The organism is Flavobacterium soyae, from assembly GCF_021245985.1.
In the GTDB taxonomy this organism is placed as follows: Bacteria; Bacteroidota; Bacteroidia; order Flavobacteriales; family Flavobacteriaceae; genus Flavobacterium; species Flavobacterium soyae.
In genome coordinates, this window is sequence record NZ_JAJQXA010000001.1 from 191,919 (window position 1) to 213,112 (window position 21,194).

Below are 21,194 nucleotides of genomic sequence, written 5' to 3' on the forward strand. Positions count from 1 at the left end.
ATCAATACGTTCCGTTTTGCATTTTTGATAATGTTTCTCTTATTTCACTAGCCGTAACTTCTTCAACGTCTTTATTTAAATATTTTACTGCTAGAGCCTGAGTTGTAATTGCTTTTTCTTTTTGACCGTCTTTATAATACAACTGTGCCAATGTATCTAAATAATACGGATTGTTTTTTGTTACTACCAAACTGTATTCTGACCAAACAATAGCACTTTTTAGAAAAGCTGCATTTTGAGGTTTTAAAACCACAGTCCATGCCGTAGAATTACAAAGGTTTGAATGATAATCCTTAAAAGCATTCCATCCGTCATAAGAATAACTTGAAGTTGGATCTAATGAAGAATAAATGGCGTCTAATTTTTCAACCGGACTTCCTTTTTCTGAAGCTAAGTTTGAATCAAAATAAGTACTGAATTCTTTTAGGAAATTTGTGTTCGATCCGTCTTTATCTTCTATCTGGCTTAAATAATCAAAATAGTTTCTATACGATTCAAAATTTCCTTTTCCTAAAGCGATGATCTTTTTATAAATCGAAATATTCTTCTCTTTATTTACTTCGCCAGAAGCTCCTTCTTGAGAAATATAAATGTTTTGCTGTAATGCAGAAGAAATTTCAGAGACTACATTTCCTAAAGTATGTGTTTCTCCTTCTTTATTATTGAAGGCCTCGCGGTTTTCTTCAATTGCATCAGAATGCTTTAAAAGATAATCAATAGCCAGGTAATCAGTATCGTTTAAGATTCTGTCTTCGTTAAAAAGCTGTTTTGTAAACCCTTGGTTTTTGATTTCTTTTACAATTGTTTCTGCCAAATACAGGTTTGGTTTTGCATCTTTTTGATGCGCCTCGATCAGTTTTTTCCAGGTTTGAGCGATCTCTTTTTTATCTACTGCAGCTTTTGTAATTACAAATTCGGTAGAATTAGGATCATCTAAAGTATAATCTGAATCATAATCGTATGATGTTTCTAATACAGCTGCTTTATTAAAAGCTTTTATTAACTCGGCATCAGCAGCTTTTTTGTTTTTGAAGATTTTATCAATCGAAACAAAAGCATCTGCACGCAAAAGTTTTCTGTAAAAATCGCCATAATAATTAAGCTGATATGATTTGTCAGACAAATCAGATTTTGCAAGAGCTAATACATCTCCATTTCCGTTTAAAACAAACACACTCGGATCGTTTGTAATTTTATTGCTTTTCAGCCATTTTTTATCATCGTCTCCGGCCAAATAATAATTAAAAACATCATATTGAGGATTATATGCATCGTACATATTATATCCAGCCTGCGTTTCCTGCTCTTTTACAAAAGCATCAAAACTTTCTTTTGCCGACTTATTTTTGTTATTGGCTAAAACAACCAGAAATTTATTGTTATTCGCTTCTTTGGTCGATTCAATTGCTTTTTTAAGGTTATTTTCAATTTTCAGTTTGAAATCAAATTTTGTATAATTTGGATCAACTGCATAATCAACCACAGCCGCAGAAGCAACTGAATCAACAGCAGCAGCTCCGGTTCCATAATCTTCGTTTAAATAATCAGCTTTGCCGGGATAAGTCCAGTTTGAAACGATTTTATTTTCAAGAGGCGTAACTTTTGAAGTTTTTACAGGCTGAACGTCTTTTTCATTTTGAAATACCAACGGATTTTTTCCTCCTTTTTCAGAGATTTTCAACTCATTAGTTTTCCTGTCATAAAAACCGGCAATTTTTAAATCACCTAAAACCTCAAGCTCATAATTAATCGTTATTTCGGCAGCATCTTTTGGCAAAGCATATTTAGCCACATTGCTTTTTCCGTCATATTCTTCATAAACTAAGTATAAAAAATCTGCTTTGTCGATTTCAAATTCCAAATCAGTTTTTGTCCATTCAGGATCCAATTTAGTTTTGATATCCGAAAGTTTTTGATATTGAATATCCTCTGTACCTTTCTGAGTTCCTATATAAAAAGAATAATAGGACGGATCTAAAAATTTAATCTTAATATTTTTTGCTCTTTTATCATTAACAAATGACAGATCAAATCTGTTTTCTGAATTTGCATTTTTAATAAAAACTAACGAATCACCTTTAATTTCGTAACCTCCAGTATAGAAAACCAGTTCATATTTATTATCGTCTAATAAATTTAGTTTGATTTTCTGACCTTTGTTTGTAGATAAATAAGTGCCTTTTTCTATATTCTTAGTTTGAGAAAAAGACATCAAAATTCCAGAAGTAAATAGTAATAAACTCCAAATAAAATTTCGCATAATTTAAATTTTGGTTGTTAATATTGAACACAAAGATATTTGATTCTTACTAAAACTATACAGGAAAATGATAAATGATTGTAATTAAAATACTATAAATTATATTTCATCGAAAATATGATGTATCGCGGCTGTACAGTATATTGAGAGACTCTTGTTGAGAATTGCGAAAAACTGTCGTCGTTTAGATAAGTTGTATTCAATAAATTAGTGGCCGAAACTTTATACTCCCATTTGCTGTTTTTCTTTTGATAAATTAAACTGGCACTTAAAAAATCATATTCGTTATCAACCGTTTTATTTCCATTATAATAATGGTAGAATTCATATTCTGATACAAAAGAAAAACTATCCAAAAAGTAATAATCTAATCTTGCAAAAGGTTTGTCTGTATAATAAGTTGAGCCACTGTATTTATTAACTAAAAGATTATAACCAAACTCGATATTCGGCAGGTTTTTGTAATTTGTCGAGGCTCTAACGGTATAACTCTGCACAAAACTTTCTGTAGTCGCTAATTCATTATTTTGAATATTATTGAATTTTGACCAGTTTAAACTTGCATTTACAGACGCCTTGTAATTCTTTAAAAATGAACGTCCGTAATTTCCCATTCCACTAAAAGTTTCATCGGCTAAATTTGAATTATATGGCGATGACGACTGGTTAATTCCTGTAAACTCAGCCTTTGTTTTAATAGCATCCACTTTTTTAGTGTACGTTGCATTGGCAAAAATGTTCTCGAAATTAAACATATTATATTTAAAATAGCGAAGCGAATGCACTTGCGATGTTGCATTTTCTAAGAGACGATTTCCACGAAATAAACTACTGTAATCTGATAAAACGTAACCCGCCGCCAGCTGATTAATATCTGTAAAATCGTTTGTTAAAGAGAAATTATACGTCAGTGTTTCTGATTTTTTGATTTGATATAAAGCAAAGAAATCCGGTAGTATTTTAGTAAAGCTTTGAGAGTAATCTGTTCCCTCTTGTCTGTTTGTCATTTGGTAAGAATGTAAACTCACGCCAGGCGTCAACGTAAATTTTCCCGTTAGAATTTTATAGTGGAATCCCACAAAAGCGTCATCAAACCTGTAATCTACATCATTATTATTTTCCGGTGTATTCAAATCATTTCTGTCTCCATTATCTAACATTTGAAAAATATGAGAATTGAAATTTTGGTACGAATATGTATTTCCTAAAGTAATATTGAAGTTACTTTTTGGCGTAACCATATAATAGTAATCTAATTTTGCATCAAGTTTATTGGTTTTTACAAAACGATTTTGATTTAAATCATTTCTATTCTGATCCGGAATATATCCCGAAAAGTCGAACGGCTGCGATTGCAGGTTCGCATTATAAAACGGATTTTCGTCCTGATATAAATGCTGCATTTCAAAAGCAAAAACATTCTTTTCACTTTGTGTGTAATACAAACTCAGGTTTTGATTTACTGATGTTGGATCTTGCTTTTTGCCCGTTAAAATAGTTTCGACTGCTGAAACATTATTTACAACAGATTCACGAAGTAAATTTGTATCTTCATCCTGTTTTGATATCTTGGTTAAAATGTCATAATCAAACTGAAATTTCGTATTTGGTTTATAGCTTGAACTCAGTTTAAACAATCCCAAATTGTTTTTTTGATGCGTTAATTCATCTCTCTTCTGCTGATCTCCAGAATCTAAAATTGTTGTCTGCGATTTGGTTTCTAAATCTGTTTTTGAAGAAGAAAGAATTCCAAAACCGCTTAAATTCCATGTTTTTGATGGCGAATAAGAGAAATTTGTCGCACCAAATTTGGTTTCAATTTCTTTTGCGCGATTGTTTCTTAAAACCGAAATCCCTAAATCATTTGATGAAACATTAAAAGAGCTCCCGCCTTTTTTCATCATATTTTTAAATCCGCCCGTAAACTTAAAATAATCCTGCGCCGTAAGGGGCAGTTCTCCAATATTATTAAAATTGGTAATTAAATTGATACTGTATTTGGGACTGTAATAAAATAATTTTGGATTAATAATATAACGGCTGTCGAGTTCTGCAACACCAATTCCGGCCGTAACATCTCCAAACCAAAAATTCTTTTTACCTTCTTTCAGTTTAATGTTCATCGCCACATTTTCCTGATCGTTTTCAAGACCTTTTAAAGCACTTACTTCGTTGTAATTTCTTAAAACCTGAACTTTGTCAATAGCATCTGCAGGAATATTTTTAACGCCTAGTTTGGTATCTCCGTCAAAAAAATCTTTTCCTTCCACCATTAATTTGCTTACTTTTTTTCCTTCAACCTCAATTTCCCCGTCGGCATTTACCTCAACGCCGGGCAGTTTTTTCAGGACATCTTCAAGCTTTTTTTCGGTTCCGGATTTAAAAGAATCCGCATTGTAAACTATGGTATCCCCTTTTATAGAAACAGGCATTTCACGAACGATTTCGACACTTTCGAGTTCTATTCCTGTGCCGTCCAAAACAATATTCTGAACCATGTTTTCGGCTTTGGTTGAAACCGCAATTTCTTTCGATTTCATTCCCAGATAACTTACTTTAACCGTATAAGAAGCATTTGGTTTTAAAGTCAGTTGAAATTTTCCTTTATCATTTGTAATTCCGTACGAATCCATTGCTTTTGTAGCATTGTTAACAGCCATAATATTGGCCATCTCTAACGGATTTTTTTGTTCGTCCTGAATAAATCCATCGAAACGAACACTTTGCGAAAAGGATATAGAAGTAAAAAGTAAGGTAAATAAAAAAACTATCTTATTCATTATCAGAATATTGGAATTTAATCCCGAAGCTTCGGGATTTTTTTGGAATTTTATAGATTTTATCTTCCCATTGGCGGAGGCCCGCCGGCACGTCCGCGGTTCATTTCTCTAAATTCTTCCATTTTTTTAATCACCGTTTCGTCGTAATCTTTTTGAGAAATTACTTTTCCTTTTTTTGATGGTTTTATCTCGACTTTATCTTTAGCATTCAAAACAATTTTAGAACATAAAATGACTGTTTTTCCATCATTTACTTCTAAAATTAACCCCGGTAATCCCCAATAATTTTCTGGTCCCTGATTAATCGGAATTTCCGGCGTATACCAAGCGGTAACTGTAATTTCTTTTGGTATCTCAAAATTGTCTTCAAAATTTGTTTTTGTTTCTCCCGATGTCTTTTTGACCTCATCTTTTTTATCATTATTTTTAGGTCTGAAGTTTCTAAAATCGGTTTTACTGGCTTCTTTAACTGCTGTTGCTTTAAAACAATTGTAACCTCCAATTTGTTTGGTTTCCTGTTCCAGTTTCCAGTTTAATTTTGGCAGAGAATCAACAACCAGAAATTCTTTCCCCATAAATTCTTTATCAACGGTATACGATTTTGTTTTGACATCTTTATAAAAAGTTCCGCCGCCGCCCATCATCGAACTCATCATAACTCGAAAACCGCCTTGCTGTCCCGGAGCTTCGAGTTTTTCTTCTTCTTTATAAATTGAAGCAGTTTTGTCAAAATTCAATATGAAAGTTTTCTCAAGCATTTGTTTCATGCGCTCTTCCATGTTTTTCTGCATTTCTGGCGTTATATCCCGGTTTCCAGCCCGCATTCCTTCAAATTTAGGCGCCTGGGTTTTAGATTCATAAACGGCCATTCCCTGAAAATCTTTTTGTGCGTGTACTTGTGTAAAAGCAAATACTAAAAGTAAATATGATAGTTTTTTCATGTAGTTATATTTAAAAGGTTGTGAAGTCAAGTAAAACTTACATTCAAATTTATTACTAATTTTAAGATACTGAAAATTAAATATATCAATGCCAAAATGGTATCGACAAAATTGCTTATTTGTAAGACTATTCTATTTTATAAAGGTTTAAACTCAAAAAACTGCCAAAACTCTAATTTTAAGATATTCTTTAGCGTAGTTTTTGTACTTTGGCTTATGAAATTATACTATTATGAGTAAAACGATACGCCAAATTTTATTACTGCTGTTTATTGTGTGTTCGTTTTCACCTTTTTTTGGACAAAACCAAAAAATAAATGCTTCTGTAATTTCGAAATTCAAGATTGATACTGATGAATTTATTGGTTATGATTCTTTTGGATATTCTTATCAGATAAAAAACAATGTTTTTAGCAAAATAAAAGGGAGTGAAATTTTTGAATACAAGAATGTTTCTTTAGGAAATATTACAAAAGTAGATATTCAGAATCCGCTTAAAATCGTTTTATTCTACGAAGATTTTAACAGCGTTGTTTTATTGGATAATCAATTGAATAAAATGACAGAAATTAATTTTTCGCAAAATACAATTCCAATCGTTGTCAGCGCCATTGGAATGTCGACTCAAAACCAGCTTTGGGTTTTTAATACTTTAAATCAACAGATCGGGCTTTTTGATTATTTGAAAAATGAATATAAAACGGTTTCAATTCCGTTAACTGAAGGTATAAAATATTACCAAACCGACTTTAATACTTTTTATTGGATTGATAAAAAAAACAATTGGTTTTCATGTGATATTTTTGGAAAAATTTCAAGTTTGGGCAATGTTGCTGATTTTGATAAAATAGAAATAATTTCTCCTCAAAAATTCATTTTCAGCAAAGCTAACTCTTTGTATTTGAGAGAAAATACCAACACATTTTCTGAAATTGAAGTTTTAGAAAAATCGTTTGACAAATTCTATTACAAAGACCAAATTTTATCTATTTTTACAACTAAAGAAATTGTAAATTATAAAATCGTAATACCGTAATGCACATAGCAATAGCAGGAAATATAGGCGCAGGAAAAACTACATTAACTAAATTATTAGCCAAACATTTTAAATGGGAGCCTCATTATGAAGATGTTGTTGATAATCCGTACTTAGATGATTTTTACCATCAAATGGAACGCTGGTCATTTAATTTACAAATTTATTTCCTGAACAGCCGTTTTCGTCAGGTGCAGCAAATTCGTGAAAGCGGAAAAAAAATCATTCAGGACAGAACAATTTATGAAGATGCTTATATTTTTGCTCCCAATTTATATGCCATGGGATTGATGACAAGCCGTGATTTTGAAAATTACACGTCTTTGTTTGAATTAATGGAATCTTTGGTAAAAGCACCGGATTTATTGATTTATTTAAGAAGTTCTATTCCTAATCTTGTCGGACAAATCCATAAACGCGGACGCGAATACGAAAACTCAATTTCTATTGATTATTTAAGCCGTTTGAACGAAAGATATGAAGCATGGATTCAAACGTACACTAAAGGAAAGTTATTGATTATTGATGTTGATAATATTAATTTTGTTGATAATCCTGAGGATTTAGGAAACATCATTAATAGAATTGATGCTGAACTTAACGGGTTATTTTAAAACACGAATTTCACAGATTTGCACGAAATAAAAAAATGCCACTAAATAATTTTAGAGGCATTTTTTATGTTTTATAAAACTTTGACTAAGTCATTTTATTTTGCAGTAGCTGCGCTGATTTTTGCTTCAACTTCTTCTTCTGTTCCTTCGTAAACTTCTCTGGTTGTTTTACCATTTTCAGTTTTAGTTACAGTTCCGGTAGTTTTACCGTTGTCATTTCTTAAATCAACACGAACAGATTTTTTCTCATATTTATTTGTGTCAAAACAATCTGTTTTTTGATATTTTCCGCTTGCATCAAAATGTGCTAAACATTTTGCTGTTTCTTCTTCAGTACAGCCTTTTTCTTTACACATTTTAATACATTCTTCTTTTGTCATTCCTGATAAATCTCCACATTTAGAAACTCCTCCGGCATGCATTTCGGTTTTTGCACAACAAGAAGCTTTTCCTGCAATATCAGATGACGAATGTCCTTCTCCTAAAATTGGTGCAACAACTAATCCAATCAAACAAGTTAATTTAATTAAGATGTTCATTGATGGTCCAGATGTATCTTTAAACGGATCTCCAACTGTATCTCCGGTTACGGCAGCTTTGTGCGCATCAGAACCTTTATAAGTCATTTCGCCGTTGATCATAACTCCTGCTTCAAAAGATTTTTTAGCATTGTCCCAAGCTCCCCCGGCATTGTTTTGGAAAACTGCCCAAAGAACTCCGGAAACTGTAACTCCGGCCATATATCCTCCTAACATTTCAGCAATTAGCTGATTGTTATCTGCGTAAACTAATTTTCCTAAAAGTACAATTGCAATTGGAAAACCAATCGTTAAAATTCCCGGAAGCATCATTTCGCGTAAAGCAGCTTTTGTAGAAATTTCAACACATTTTCCGTATTCCGGTTTTCCGGTTCCTTCCATAATTCCCGGAATTTCCTTAAACTGGCGACGCACTTCATAAACCATATCCATCGCTGCTTTTCCAACAGAATTCATTGCTAAAGCAGAGAAAACCACCGGAATCATTCCACCGACAAATAACATCGCTAAAACTGGCGCTTTGAAGATATTGATTCCATCAATTCCTGTAAACGTTACATATGCTGCAAATAATGCTAATGAAGTCAAGGCTGCAGATGCAATCGCAAATCCTTTTCCGGTTGCTGCAGTTGTGTTTCCAACAGAATCTAAAATATCGGTTCTTGTGCGAACTTCTTTTGGTAATTCGCTCATTTCGGCGATTCCTCCGGCGTTATCAGAAATTGGCCCAAAAGCATCAATTGCTAACTGCATTGCTGTTGTTGCCATCATTGCCGAAGCTGCTAAAGCTACTCCATAAAATCCTGCTAAAGCATACGAGATCCAAATTGCCACTGCAAACAATAATACGGTTGGAAAAGTAGAAATCATTCCCGTTGCCAGACCTGCGATTACGTTTGTTCCTGCTCCTGTAGATGATTTTTGAACAATCGCCAAAACTGGTTTTGTCCCTAATCCTGTATAATATTCTGTTACGGATGAAATAGCGCCCCCCACAACTAATCCGACTAATGTTGCATAGAAAACACGCAATGATGAAATGGCTTTTGATCCTTCTCCAAAGAAAGTCATCTGCATGGTTTCAGGAAGCATGTGTTTCACCAGGAAGAAGCAAGCCACGGCAGTTAAAACAATCGAAACCCAGTTTCCTATATTTAATGCTTTCTGCACTTGTGCTTCTTTTGCATTATCATCTGAAATTTTTACTAAAGTTGTTCCTATAATAGAAAATAAAATTCCGAAACCGGCAATCGCCATTGGAAGCAAAATAGGACCAATTCCGCCAAAAGCGTCATTGATGTTTCCTCCCATATCTTTTATAACATAGTTCCCTAGAACCATTGCTGCAAGGACTGTTGCAACGTAAGACCCAAATAAATCAGCTCCCATACCTGCAACGTCTCCCACATTATCACCTACGTTATCGGCAATTGTAGCAGGGTTACGCGGATCATCTTCCGGAATTCCAGCTTCTACTTTACCCACTAAATCGGCACCAACGTCTGCTGCTTTTGTATAGATTCCACCTCCAACTCTGGCAAAAAGTGCAATTGATTCTGCCCCAAGAGAAAATCCTGCTAAGGTTTCTAAAACAACGGTCATTGTTTCTGTATCTTTCCAAACCCCGCCAGAAAATAAATTAAAGAAAATTATAAAAAAAGTAGTTAAACCCAGAACTGCAAGACCTGCAACGCCCAGCCCCATTACGGTTCCGCCGCCAAAAGATACTTTTAATGCCTGCGGTAAACTTGTACGCGCCGCCTGTGTTGTTCTAACGTTTGTTTTGGTTGCGATTTTCATACCTATATTACCTGCGTAAGCCGAAAATAATGCGCCAAAAATAAATGCAATTACGATTAATAAATGTGTTTTTACACCCGGAATAAAGGTAATTCCTGCCAAAGCTAAACTTGCAATAATAACGAAAATCGTTAATAGTTTATATTCGGCTTTTAAGAAGGCTAAGGCTCCTTCGTAGATGTAATCTGAAATCTCTTTCATTTTACCGTCTCCGGCGTCTTGTTTTAAAACCCAAGTCCTTTTTATTCCCATGAAAAGTAATCCTAAAACTGCCATGACAATTGGCAGGTAAATCATAAATGCATTCATAATATATTAATGGTTTTGGTTAATAGTCAACAATCTAACAAAAACGAATTTAAACAAAAAAGCAATACTCCTGACGGCAGTATTGCTTTTTTTATAATAGAATAAGGTTAAAATTATTTAATACTAAATAATCCAGCCGGTTTATTTTCAATATCATCAAAACGCTTTGTACACTCAGCAATAATTGCGTAAGCTTCTTTTACGTCTCCCCATCCTTCTACATCAACTTTTTTGTGCTCAAGATCTTTATACACCTGGAAGAAATGCTCGATTTCTTTTACTAAGTGAGGGTTAATATCAGAAAGATCGTTTAATGAATTCCAAATTGGATCTGAAACTGGTACACAAATAATTTTCTCGTCTGGTCCTTTATCATCTGCCATGTGGAAAACACCAATTGGTTTTACTTCCATAACACATCCAGGAAAAGTTGGTTCGTTTACTAAAACCAATACATCAAGAGGATCGCCGTCAAGCGCTAAAGTTTCAGGAATAAATCCATAATCTGCAGGGTACATCATTGAAGAGAATAACATTCTGTCGAAACGCATTCTTTTGATTTCAAAATCGTACTCATATTTATTTCTGCTTCCTCTTGGTATTTCGATTAATACATCGAAAGTTGTTAGTTTGTCTGCGGTCATTTTCGTTTTTTATTATATCTATAATTTCGACTGCAAAAGTAACTAAACAATCCTTTTTTACAATGAAAAAAGTATATTAATCTGTGTATTTATACATTAATTAATATACTTTTCTTTTTATATAACAGACAGTTAATATGTAACTTTCCTATTTCGCTTATTTAAGTAATAATGCCATAGTAAATATGTCGCATAAGATCGGTACGGACTCCATTGTTCTGCATGGATTTCCATTTCTTGTTTGTCGTGAATATCAAGCAATTCTTTGATCGTATTTATGACTGCAATATCGCCTAACGGAATCAAATCCGGCTCCTGAAGACAGAACATTAAATAGATATCAATTGTCCAGTTTCCAATTCCTTTTAATTTAATTAATTCTTCGCGAACTTGTTTTGCCGATTTTGAAGCCAGACTTTCGACATCCAGTTCTTTATTTAAAATTGCTTCGGCTAAAATCTTGATGTATTTTGTTTTTTGGCGGCTAACTCCAAGACTTCTATATTCTTCATCCGGCAAAATGACCATTGTTTCAGGATTGCAGGTTGTATAGGATTTTATTTTTAAGAATGTGGCTTTCGCCGAATCAATAGAAACCTGCTGTTCGAGAATTAATAAAACTAAAGTTTCAAAACCCTGCGGACGCTTTGGAATTGGCGGAAGTCCGTATTTTTCTATTATTTCACGAAATACTGGATTTTTATTGGTCAGAAAATCGATGGCTTCCTGCATAAGATATTTTTAAGTTTATTTCAAAATTAAATAAAAAATCTCGTAAAGACGCGAAGGTTTTTTGCACACAGATTCTGCAGATTTAAGCAATTTTTTCAACCTGAAACTATTTAATCTCCGCTTATCAGCTCAAATCTGCAAAATCTGCGTGAACCAAAAATATTTAAACATAAAAAAGCCGCAAAGATTTTAAACCTTCGCGACTTTGTAACTTTGATCCTTTGTACCTTATATAATTAGAAATAGAATCCGAAAGATCCTTTTATAGCAAATTTGGCAGCATCAGGCATGTTTAAATAACTTCCTCTCCAGGAAAAATCAAGGCGGAAAACTTTGAAGATATTTCCAATTCCGGCGTTGTATTCCCAATACACATTTTCTGGTGCATTGTATGGTAATCCCGAAGCATTAATAGCACGATTCGCATCAGAAATTGTTCCGTGAACAGCTTTAACTCCAACAAATTCTCTCCAGTTCAACTTTCGCATAAATGGAATTCTGGCAAACAATCTTCCTCCAAAATCATGATTCCATTGCAAAGTTGTATATTGATCGGTTACGAATTCGTAGAAATTCAGGTTACTAAACGTATTTTCAATCGTAAAATAAGTTTGGTTACCCGGAATTACACTCATTAATCCTAACGGAATTGTACCAAATGTTTTCCCAGTTTCTAAAATAATATTAGATCTTCCTAAAGGCCCAATCATAATTGGCTGCTTATAAAAAATCTGAATTTTTTCGTAAGCAAAATCACTGTCCATAACTCCTTTTAAACCGTAACTAAAGTTAACAAAGAAATGACTGAAAGGGCTGTCAACCAAATCTCTTTCAACTCCGTAACCAATAGTTTTACGGTTTGGCATATATTCAAACTGAATATTGGCTTCTGATTGTTTTACATCGCTTTTTATCACACCGGCAGGATTTGCTGCACTTGGCAAAGTTGTATAGTAATCTAAACTAAATGTTTTAGATGCCGATTCTAATGTTCGATACGAAAACCCAGCCTGAACTATAAAATTCTTTTTAGGCTCCATTTCTACAGAAATGTTACTTAAATTTATATTGGTCAATTTTCCGTTACTTCCGGTTGTAAACAAGGCAGAAGACGCAAAACTTCGTCCTAAAATATCATTTGTTGTGGTTAAACTTGCACCAATTTGTTCGATGTCGCGTCTGTTTCCTCCGGAAATAATAACTCGTTTTTTCTTATCGACCATCCATTTTCCAGAAACCCCGTATTTGAATTTACTGTCGTCAAATCCGTAAGCTGTATAAGCTTGTATACGCCAAGGATCATTTGGCCCAAAATAAGTTCGCCCTCCTACTCTTATTCTTAAACCTTCAACTTCGTTATAACCAAATGTGGAGAAAATTGGTCCGTAATCGAAGTTTTTAAATTCGATATAACCACTTCCCAGGATGGAGACGAGATTATACAACTGCTTAAATCGCTTGACGGTCTGCAGCGTATCGAGCATTTTATAAATCCCCGCTTCGTCTTTATTTAATTGCTCAAAACGATTTTCTTCCCAAAATTCCGGCGGTCGCTCATAGACCGCGTTGTCTATGAAATTAACTTCTTCTTTGTAGAATTTCTCGGGTTTTTGAATGTTGAATTTATGGTTACGATATAATGTCGTTCGTTTTCCATAAACCCCTTTTGATTTTTCTTTTTTATTCAAAGCAAAATCAGACATCATATAATCTCTCGTCAATAGAAAAACAGAGTCATTCTGTACCTCAAATTCCTGTTCGATATAAATGTCTTTTACCCAGTTAATATTGGCACTTTTAGTAACGCCCATATTAATTTTCTTAATTGCAAAAGTAGAATCATTTACCCAAAAATCTCCTTTAAAGGTTAATTCGTTTTTACGTCTCGGATAAAAAACAATATTAAAACACCATTTTTTGTCTATAAAAGCGCTGTCTTTCAATACGTAATTGTAAACATCGATTCCGGTTCTTGAAAGCGGACTTGTAAAACTTTTATCAAAAAATTTAAGGTGGTTGTCGTAAATATTATAATCTGAATAAAGGTCTTTTACAAAAGCTAAAATCTGCTGATTTCCGTTGAAACCAGACATTTTATTTCCTGTAATATTTTCTTTTACTTTCTTTAATTTATTATCGCCGTAAACATCATAAACAGATTCGTTAATGAATATTGGAAGATACGTTTTTCCGGTAACATCAGATGTATCTACGTGATTAAAAACAAACTCCATTCCTTTAAAGAGTTTATTTTTCATAAAAGCACTGTCAATCGTGTTCATGTCAAACTCGACTTTCTCATACTTCTGCATTTGATACTGATTGAATTGGTAAAGTCCGTTTTTACGCTTTCTTTCCCATATTTTCCTCAAAATATCAAGCGCCGGATTGTTCTTTTTTGATGTTTTTCCGGTATAAATTACAACTTCATTAAGAGCTTCCGGCTCACTTAAAATGATTTTAAAATCATAATTTACTGTTTTTTCTAAAGGAACTTCTTTGTCTGAAAATCCAGCAGAACTAACTAATAAAGCGGTATACGTATTTGGGGATTCGAGATAAAAACGACCATCTTCGTTAGAAACGATTCCTGTGTTCGAACCTTTAAAAACAACATTTGCAAAAGGTATCGGCTGATTAGACTTGTCCAAAACAATTCCGCTCACTTTCGTTTGTGCAGTAGCAATAGCCGCAAATGCGAATACAAAAAATAGGCTGAGTAAAATTATTCTTTTCATTGTCTGGGCAAAAAAAAACTTCATCAATTAATAAATGAATGATGAAGTTTTATGAGTATTCTAAATGTGTATTATTTGTATAACACTTTTTTAACTGCTTTTACTACATCACCTGCATTTGGTAACCAGTCTTTTAATAATACTGGAGAGTAAGGTGCAGGAGTATCTGCAGTTGTTATACGTTGAATTGGCGCATCAAGGAAATCAAATGCTTGTTCCTGAACGATATAAGTGATCTCTGATGAAATACTGGCAAAAGGCCAGGCTTCTTCAAGAATTACTAAACGGTTTGTTTTTTTAACAGATTTAAGAATCGCATCTTTATCCATAGGACGAACTGTTCTTAAGTCGATAATCTCACAAGAAATCCCTTCTTTAGCTAATTCATCAGCAGCAATAAAAGCTTCTTTGATGATTTTTCCAAAAGAAACAATAGTTACATCTTTTCCTTCACGTTTAATATCAGCAACTCCTAGTGGAATTGTGTATTCTCCGTCTGGCACTTCACCTTTGTCACCATACATTTGCTCAGATTCCATGAAAATAACTGGGTCATTATCGCGAATTGCAGATTTTAAAAGTCCTTTTGCATCATAAGGAGTTGAAGGCACAACAACTTTAAGACCCGGAGTGTTTGCAAACCAGTTTTCTAAAGCTTGTGAGTGAGTTGCTCCTAATTGACCTGCAGAAGCAGTTGGTCCGCGGAAAACGATTGGCACATTAAATTGTCCACCTGTCATTTGACGCATTTTAGCAGCATTATTTATAATTTGATCAATACCAACTAAACAGAAGTTGAATGTCATATATTCTACAATTGGTCGGTTACCGTTCATTGCAGAACCTACTGCAATTCCTGTAAAACCAAGCTCAGCAATTGGAGTATCGATTACTCTTTTTTCACCAAACTCAGCAAGCATTCCTTTTGAAGCTTTGTATGCTCCGTTGTATTCTGCAACTTCTTCGCCCATTAAATATATGGATTCATCGTGACGCATTTCTTCGCTCATCGCTTCACAAATGGCCTCTCTAAATTGTATTGTTCTCATATTTTATTTGTATGTTGAATTTTCTGAAGAGCAAAAATAAATATTTTAAATAACTTAAAAGCATAAATTGAATTTAAAATCGCATGAAGTTCTTTCTCTCTTTAGCTTTTAACTTTTAAAATATTATTGTGATATTTACGAAATCGATATAATAGACGTATAACTCACACTTAATTTGCCAAATCTTTTTTTTTTGACAAACTTTACTCTATTTGTTTAATTCCTCTTCCTCATAAATTCTTTGATAAGAACGGCTAAAACCAAAAATTAGTATTTATCAGCCTAAACTTTAACCATTGTTTAATCTTCAAAAATTGCAAAATTCCTAACAATCAGACAAAATGAATGCTTCTTTATTTTAAGATTCCGATGAAAACCACCTCAAAACACATAATCTTCGAAATCGTAATAGTTTTAAAAAATATTATGCGTGCATAGTATAATTATTCCAAATTAAATTCTAAATTTGTAAAAGCATATTACAAATTCAAAATATATACTTTATGAAAATATTAGTTTGCATCAGCCATGTGCCTGATACTACTTCAAAAATTAACTTCTCCAATGGTGATTCAGAATTCGATACCAATGGTGTACAATATGTAATTAATCCTAATGATGAGTTTGGACTTACACGTGCTATCTGGTTCCAAGAACAGCAAGGTGCAAATGTAACAGTTGTAAATGTTGGAGGTCCTGATACTGAACCAACATTGCGTAAAGCATTGGCAATTGGTGCAAACGAAGCAATACGTGTAAACGCAAACCCAACTGACGGATTTTTTGTTGCAAAACAATTAGCTGAAGTAATTAAAAATGGCGGATACGATCTTGTAATTGCAGGAAAAGAATCTCTTGATTATAATGGTGGAATGGTTCCTGGAATGATTGCCGGAATTTTAGGCTCTAATTTTTTAAATTCTTGCACCTCTTTAACTGTTGATGGAAACAATGTAAAAGCTGTTCGTGAAATCGACGGTGGAAAAGAAACTGTAAGCACTACGCTGCCTTTAATTATTGGTGGTCAAAAAGGTCTTGTTGAAGAAAAAGATTTACGTATCCCGAACATGAGAGGAATCATGACAGCAAGAACTAAAGCTTTAACTATTCTTGAGCCAGTTGACGCTCCTATAAATACAAAAGCGGTAAAATTTGAAAAACCAGCCCCAAAATCAGCAGTGAAATTAGTTTCTGCAGATAATTTAGATGAGTTAATCAATTTATTACACAACGAAGCGAAGGTTATTTAAGATTGCAGATTGCAATACTAAATCTACATTTTGATTCACTTCAAAATCTAAAATCAATAATCTTTTTAGATTTCATTTTCAAAAATCTGAAATCTGAAATCTAAAATCTAAAATCTAAAATCTAAAATTGTTATGTCAATATTAATATATGCAGAATCTGCAGAAGGAAAATTTAAAAAAGTAGCTTTCGAATTAGCTTCTTACGCAAAAAAAGTAGCTGAATCTTTAGGAACAACTGTTACAGCTTTAACTGTAAACATCAGCGACGCAAGTGAATTAGGTAAATACGGAGTTGATAAAGTTTTAAAAGTAAACAATGATAAATTAGCCGGTTTTACAGCTAAAGCTTATGCCGATGTAATCAAACAGGCTGCTGAAAAAGAAGGGACAAAAGTAGTTTTACTTTCTTCTACAACAGACAGTATTTATCTTTCATCATTAGTTGCCGTAGCTTTAAATGCCGGTTTTGCATCAAATGTTGTTGGATTACCAGTTAGCACTTCACCTTTTCAGGTAAAAAGAAATGCTTTTTCAAACAAAGCTTTCAATATCACAGAAATTTCTACAGATGTAAAAGTTCTTGGTTTAGCTAAAAACTCTTACGGAATTTTCGAAAGTGCAGGATCTGCATCTGAAGAAGATTTTAATCCAACAATTGGCGACAATGACTTTGGAGTAAAAGTAGAATCAGTAGAAAAAGTTACCGGAAAGGTTTCTATCGCTGATGCTGATATCGTAGTTTCTGGCGGACGCGGATTAAAAGGTCCTGAAAACTGGGGATTAATCGAAGATCTTGCTGCTGTTCTTGGTGCTGCAACTGCTTGTTCTAAACCCGTTTCAGATTTAGGATGGAGACCTCACAGCGAGCACGTTGGACAAACAGGAAAACCAGTTGCAACTAATTTATATATTGCAATAGGAATTTCTGGAGCTATTCAGCATATTGCGGGTATTAACTCTTCAAAAGTAAAAGTAGTAATCAATAATGATCCTGAAGCTCCTTTCTTTAAAGTTGCTGATTATGGTGTTGTTGGCGATGCTTTTGAAATTGTTCCTAAATTAACAGAGAAATTAAAAGCTTTCAAAGCTCAGCATTCTTAATTCAAAATTCTCTTCAAAAATATAGCTGCCTAAAAACAAGATATCGTATCTTTGTTTATAGGCAGCTTTTTTGTTCCATATTTTTTGATTAAAATTGCACTTTTATTTTCCAATCAAAAAATCATTAAAATGAGGCGCTAAGTGCCTTTTTTACAAACATATATGAGTCTAGTTAAATTATCCATAAAAGGGATTTCATACAGTCAAACTCAAAATGGCGCTTATGCCTTAATTTTGAATGAAGTTGACGGTGAAAGAAAATTACCTATCGTTATTGGTGCTTTTGAAGCCCAATCGATCGCTATTGCCTTAGAAAAAGAAATAAAACCACCACGCCCGTTAACTCACGATTTATTTAAAAATTTTGCTGAAAGATTTGACATAGTCGTAAAACAAGTTATCATTCACAAATTAGTAGACGGCGTTTTTTACTCGAGTTTAATCTGCGAAAGAGATAAAATCGAAGAAATTATCGATGCCAGAACTTCTGACGCAATCGCTTTGGCTTTGCGTTTCAACGCACCGATTTTTACTTATAAAAACATTTTGGACAAAGCCGGAATTTATTTGAAATCAAACACTTCAGAATCAGACCAAGGCTCTCAGGAAATTGATGATGTACTTTCTAACCCTGAAACTTTTGGGCATGAAGAAGAAACGAATCAATCTGGAGATGTTTACGCAAAACATACTTTGCAAGAGCTGAACGAATTGTTAGATCAGGCCGTTTCTCAGGAAGATTACGAAAAAGCAGCCAAAATCAGGGACGAAATCTCGAAAAGATAATTTTTAAGGCTGTAAGCCTTAAGCTTTAGGCAATAAGCTTAAAGCGCAAAACATAAAAAACAAGCTTAAAGCATTAGGAAAAAGCCTAAAGCATAAAGCTTAAAGCCTAAAGCAACAATGAAACAATACTTAGATTTAGTAAAACACGTTTTAGAAAACGGCAATCAAAAAGGAGATCGTACCGGAACCGGAACAAAAAGTGTTTTTGGTTACCAAATGCGTTTTGATTTAAGTGAAGGTTTCCCAATGGTTACGACCAAAAAATTACATTTAAAATCGATTATTTACGAATTGCTTTGGTTTTTAAAAGGCGATACAAACATAAACTACCTTCAGGAAAACGGAGTAAAAATATGGGATGAATGGGCAGATTCTAATGGTGATTTAGGACCTGTTTACGGACATCAATGGAGAAACTGGAATAGCGAAGAAATTGACCAGATTTCTGAATTAATTACGGAATTAAAAACAAATCCAAACAGCCGAAGAATGTTGGTTTCGGCATGGAATCCTTCGGTTCTGCCAGATACAAAAAAATCTTTTGAGGAAAATGTAGCCAACAACAAAGCGGCTTTGCCTCCTTGTCATGCTTTTTTTCAATTTTACGTTGCAGCTCCAGATTTAGAAAAAGGAGAAACTAAAGGAAAACTGTCTTGTCAATTATACCAGCGAAGTGCCGATATCTTTTTAGGAGTTCCTTTTAATATTGCTTCTTATGCATTGTTCACGATGATGATTGCGCAGGTTTGCGATTTAGAGCCAGGTGAATTTATTCATACATTTGGTGACGCACATATTTACAATAATCATTTTGAGCAATTAAAATTGCAATTATCCCGTGAACCAAAACCATTACCAAAAATGATTTTAAATCCGGAGATTAAAAACATTTTTGATTTTGATTTCAGTGATTTTACACTTTTAGATTATGATCCGCATCCTGCAATAAAAGGAAGTGTTGCAGTATAATTATAAAAAAATCCGCTGAAAATTTTCAAGCGGATTTTTTTATACAACTAAAACACTATTTTCACTTCCGGCATAATCATTCCATTTGTAAAAATCTGCTTCAGGATCATTAACATAAGTACCGTCGATTACGTATTTAAATTCGTAAATCGCGTCTTTAACCAAATCATAAGTAGCTTTAAAAGTTCCGTTTTTCAACTTGCTTAAAGTTCCTTCTTCAACATTCCAGTTATTAAAATCTCCAACAACTGCTGCCGAATCAGCATCTTTTGCATCTATTGAAAATGTAACTTTAACTACTGGTTTCGTTTTGATAAATTGTTTTTTCAAAGACATAACTATTTAGTTTTTAGATTTCTACAATAAAATTACACAAATTCAGATGAACATTCGACAGCGCCATAACGATTTATGATTATAGTAAAAACTGTATATTATTTTAATTAGATTTATAATTTAATGGGTTTTTTTTTACGCTTTTCAAATTCTAAGAACATTTTGAAACAAATATTATACAGTCAAAATATGAAGTTTTGAAAATAAATTTTAACTTTATAATCTCATTTTTATCTTATGGAAAAAGAAGTGCACGAACAATATGAATATGCCAGAAAACGATTAAGACAAAAAAAGGTCTTATATTTTCATTTTGTTCTTTTCCTGCTGGGGAGTTTATTTTTATTTATTGCCAATAAATTTTTTGGTTTTGGCGAAGGAACTACTCAAAACTGGTGTATTTGGGGCATTACTATCTGGCTCTTTATCTTTATTTTACATTTCATAAAAGTCTATATTACAGATCGTTTTATGAATAAAAAATGGGAAAGAGAACAAATTGACCGGCTTGTTGCCTTACAGCAAAAGAGAATCAGTCAATTAGAATCGAAAATAAACGAAGACACAGAGAATAAAATTTAGTTAAACACAACATGATTATAATGATAGCGGCTGTTGCCGAAAATAATGCTCTGGGAAAAAACAATGATTTAGTCTGGCATTTGCCAAATGACTTTAAAAGATTTAAATCCCTTACGACAAATCATCATATTATTATGGGGAGAAAAACTTTTGAAAGCTTCCCTAAACCTTTGCCAGACCGCACCCATATTGTTATAACCCGTCAAACAGATTATAATCCGGAAGGATGCATTGTTGTAGACAGTATTGAAAAAGCTATTGCATTATGTCCCGAAAATGAAGATTCGTATATTATTGGCGGTGGAGAAATCTATAATCTGGGTTTGCCTTTTACTGATATAATTGAAATTACCAAAGTACATCATACTTTTGATGCTGATACTTTTTTTCCTAAAATCAGTAAGAGTGAATGGCAGTTAGTAGAATCTGAAGAAAATTTTAAAGATGAAAAACATCTTTATGATTATACTTATGAAACTTACATTCGAAAATAAATAAAAAAACACCCTCTTTTGGAGGATGTTTTTTAAAAACGATTGACTTTTAGTCTTGACTCGCTCAAGAAATAGTTTTTGTAAAAATCTCAAATGAAAAAAAAAACACTTGAAATAAATGAATAACATTTAATGTTAATTGAGAACGAGTCTCAAAAGCGCCTTTAATAACAAATACCACTAAGATATTAAAGGCAAGAAAATTAAAATTTCCAAAAACAAATTTAATCCTAA

Annotated in this window: 17 protein-coding genes; 8 read left to right on the forward strand and 9 right to left on the reverse strand. The window is 33.2% G+C overall.

The window, feature by feature from the left end; translation table 11 throughout:
- Position 1 precedes the first annotated feature (1 nt).
- From LUU93_RS00805 to LUU93_RS00815, 3 genes are all read right to left on the reverse strand, one after another.
- Positions 2-2,260 carry a hypothetical protein gene (locus tag LUU93_RS00805; RefSeq protein ID WP_232676627.1) on the reverse strand — a complete coding sequence of 753 codons (2,259 nt, stop codon included), beginning with the start codon at positions 2,258-2,260 and terminating at the stop codon, positions 2-4.
- Positions 2,261-2,352: 92 nt separating this feature from the next.
- A complete protein-coding gene (locus LUU93_RS00810) occupies positions 2,353-5,040 on the reverse strand; it encodes a carboxypeptidase-like regulatory domain-containing protein (RefSeq protein ID WP_232676640.1) in 2,688 nt (895 codons plus the stop codon).
- Positions 5,041-5,099: 59 nt separating this feature from the next.
- On the reverse strand, positions 5,100-5,981 hold the full coding sequence (locus LUU93_RS00815; protein ID WP_232676642.1) for a GLPGLI family protein: 882 nt from the start codon (positions 5,979-5,981) through the stop codon (positions 5,100-5,102).
- A gap of 232 nt (positions 5,982-6,213) precedes the next feature.
- Between LUU93_RS00815 and LUU93_RS00820 the strand changes: the two genes are divergently transcribed.
- Positions 6,214-7,017 carry a hypothetical protein gene (locus tag LUU93_RS00820; RefSeq protein ID WP_232676645.1) on the forward strand — a complete coding sequence of 268 codons (804 nt, stop codon included), beginning with the start codon at positions 6,214-6,216 and terminating at the stop codon, positions 7,015-7,017.
- Positions 7,017-7,631 (forward strand): deoxynucleoside kinase, encoded by a 615-nt coding sequence (locus tag LUU93_RS00825; protein ID WP_144337575.1) that lies wholly within the window; start codon positions 7,017-7,019, stop codon positions 7,629-7,631. Before LUU93_RS00820 ends, LUU93_RS00825 begins: the two co-directional genes overlap by 1 nt.
- 95 nt (positions 7,632-7,726) lie before the next feature.
- Here LUU93_RS00825 and LUU93_RS00830 read toward each other — a convergent pair whose 3' ends face one another.
- The 5 genes from LUU93_RS00830 to LUU93_RS00850 all read right to left on the reverse strand — a co-directional run bounded on the left by LUU93_RS00830 (position 7,727) and on the right by LUU93_RS00850 (position 15,442).
- Positions 7,727-10,279, reverse strand: coding sequence for a sodium-translocating pyrophosphatase (locus LUU93_RS00830; protein WP_232676647.1), 2,553 nt, complete (start codon positions 10,277-10,279; stop codon positions 7,727-7,729).
- Between the two features lie 113 nt (positions 10,280-10,392).
- Positions 10,393-10,923 carry an inorganic diphosphatase gene (locus LUU93_RS00835; RefSeq protein WP_232676649.1) on the reverse strand — a complete coding sequence of 177 codons (531 nt, stop codon included), beginning with the start codon at positions 10,921-10,923 and terminating at the stop codon, positions 10,393-10,395.
- A 132-nt stretch (positions 10,924-11,055) separates the two neighbouring features.
- The gene (locus tag LUU93_RS00840; protein WP_232676651.1) at positions 11,056-11,655 is read right to left on the reverse strand and encodes a DNA-3-methyladenine glycosylase family protein; all 600 of its coding nucleotides are present in this window, start codon (positions 11,653-11,655) and stop codon (positions 11,056-11,058) included.
- A gap of 236 nt (positions 11,656-11,891) precedes the next feature.
- Entirely contained in the window at positions 11,892-14,393 is a 2,502-nt protein-coding gene (locus LUU93_RS00845; protein ID WP_232676652.1) for a DUF5686 and carboxypeptidase-like regulatory domain-containing protein, read from the reverse strand.
- 71 nt (positions 14,394-14,464) lie between these two features.
- Positions 14,465-15,442 carry a pyruvate dehydrogenase complex E1 component subunit beta gene (locus tag LUU93_RS00850; RefSeq protein ID WP_056207778.1) on the reverse strand — a complete coding sequence of 326 codons (978 nt, stop codon included), beginning with the start codon at positions 15,440-15,442 and terminating at the stop codon, positions 14,465-14,467.
- Positions 15,443-15,945: 503 nt separating this feature from the next.
- Here LUU93_RS00850 and LUU93_RS00855 point away from each other — a divergent pair.
- The 4 genes from LUU93_RS00855 (at position 15,946) to LUU93_RS00870 (ending at position 19,548) form a co-directional block, all read left to right on the forward strand.
- The gene (locus tag LUU93_RS00855; RefSeq protein ID WP_232676659.1) at positions 15,946-16,692 is read left to right on the forward strand and encodes an electron transfer flavoprotein subunit beta/FixA family protein; all 747 of its coding nucleotides are present in this window, start codon (positions 15,946-15,948) and stop codon (positions 16,690-16,692) included.
- A 132-nt stretch (positions 16,693-16,824) separates the two neighbouring features.
- Complete coding sequence (locus LUU93_RS00860) at positions 16,825-17,793, forward strand: electron transfer flavoprotein subunit alpha/FixB family protein (RefSeq protein ID WP_232676668.1); 969 nt, start codon at positions 16,825-16,827, stop codon at positions 17,791-17,793.
- A gap of 162 nt (positions 17,794-17,955) precedes the next feature.
- Positions 17,956-18,579: a bifunctional nuclease family protein gene (locus LUU93_RS00865; RefSeq protein ID WP_232676677.1), complete on the forward strand. Its 624-nt coding sequence runs from the start codon at positions 17,956-17,958 to the stop codon at positions 18,577-18,579.
- 117 nt (positions 18,580-18,696) lie between these two features.
- Positions 18,697-19,548, forward strand: coding sequence for a thymidylate synthase (locus LUU93_RS00870; RefSeq protein WP_232676679.1), 852 nt, complete (start codon positions 18,697-18,699; stop codon positions 19,546-19,548).
- A 39-nt stretch (positions 19,549-19,587) separates the two neighbouring features.
- Here LUU93_RS00870 and LUU93_RS00875 read toward each other — a convergent pair whose 3' ends face one another.
- Positions 19,588-19,884: an isoamylase early set domain-containing protein gene (locus LUU93_RS00875; protein ID WP_232676681.1), complete on the reverse strand. Its 297-nt coding sequence runs from the start codon at positions 19,882-19,884 to the stop codon at positions 19,588-19,590.
- Positions 19,885-20,121: 237 nt separating this feature from the next.
- On the opposite strand from LUU93_RS00875, the gene LUU93_RS00880 reads away from it, so the two are divergent.
- Positions 20,122-20,466 (forward strand): 2TM domain-containing protein, encoded by a 345-nt coding sequence (locus LUU93_RS00880; RefSeq protein WP_232676683.1) that lies wholly within the window; start codon positions 20,122-20,124, stop codon positions 20,464-20,466.
- Positions 20,467-20,477: 11 nt separating this feature from the next.
- A complete protein-coding gene (locus tag LUU93_RS00885) occupies positions 20,478-20,960 on the forward strand; it encodes a dihydrofolate reductase (protein WP_232676685.1) in 483 nt (160 codons plus the stop codon).
- Positions 20,961-21,194 lie beyond the last annotated feature (234 nt).

Bases quoted from the DNA above. Each gene is read 5' to 3' on its own strand.
- LUU93_RS00805 (WP_232676627.1), bottom strand. From the start codon at position 2,260: ATGCGAAATTTTATTTGGAGTTTATTACTATTTACTTCTGGAATTTTG.
- LUU93_RS00840 (WP_232676651.1), bottom strand. From the start codon at position 11,655: ATGCAGGAAGCCATCGATTTTCTGACCAATAAAAATCCAGTATTTCGT.
- LUU93_RS00880 (WP_232676683.1), top strand. From the start codon at position 20,122: ATGGAAAAAGAAGTGCACGAACAATATGAATATGCCAGAAAACGATTA.
- LUU93_RS00830 (WP_232676647.1), bottom strand. From the start codon at position 10,279: ATGAATGCATTTATGATTTACCTGCCAATTGTCATGGCAGTTTTAGGA.
- LUU93_RS00845 (WP_232676652.1), bottom strand. From the start codon at position 14,393: ATGAAAAGAATAATTTTACTCAGCCTATTTTTTGTATTCGCATTTGCG.
- LUU93_RS00810 (WP_232676640.1), bottom strand. From the start codon at position 5,040: ATGAATAAGATAGTTTTTTTATTTACCTTACTTTTTACTTCTATATCC.
- LUU93_RS00825 (WP_144337575.1), top strand. From the start codon at position 7,017: ATGCACATAGCAATAGCAGGAAATATAGGCGCAGGAAAAACTACATTA.
- LUU93_RS00870 (WP_232676679.1), top strand. From the start codon at position 18,697: ATGAAACAATACTTAGATTTAGTAAAACACGTTTTAGAAAACGGCAAT.
- LUU93_RS00855 (WP_232676659.1), top strand. From the start codon at position 15,946: ATGAAAATATTAGTTTGCATCAGCCATGTGCCTGATACTACTTCAAAA.
- LUU93_RS00815 (WP_232676642.1), bottom strand. From the start codon at position 5,981: ATGAAAAAACTATCATATTTACTTTTAGTATTTGCTTTTACACAAGTA.
- LUU93_RS00885 (WP_232676685.1), top strand. From the start codon at position 20,478: ATGATTATAATGATAGCGGCTGTTGCCGAAAATAATGCTCTGGGAAAA.
- LUU93_RS00865 (WP_232676677.1), top strand. From the start codon at position 17,956: ATGAGTCTAGTTAAATTATCCATAAAAGGGATTTCATACAGTCAAACT.
- LUU93_RS00835 (WP_232676649.1), bottom strand. From the start codon at position 10,923: ATGACCGCAGACAAACTAACAACTTTCGATGTATTAATCGAAATACCA.
- LUU93_RS00875 (WP_232676681.1), bottom strand. From the start codon at position 19,884: ATGTCTTTGAAAAAACAATTTATCAAAACGAAACCAGTAGTTAAAGTT.
- LUU93_RS00850 (WP_056207778.1), bottom strand. From the start codon at position 15,442: ATGAGAACAATACAATTTAGAGAGGCCATTTGTGAAGCGATGAGCGAA.
- LUU93_RS00860 (WP_232676668.1), top strand. From the start codon at position 16,825: ATGTCAATATTAATATATGCAGAATCTGCAGAAGGAAAATTTAAAAAA.
- LUU93_RS00820 (WP_232676645.1), top strand. From the start codon at position 6,214: ATGAGTAAAACGATACGCCAAATTTTATTACTGCTGTTTATTGTGTGT.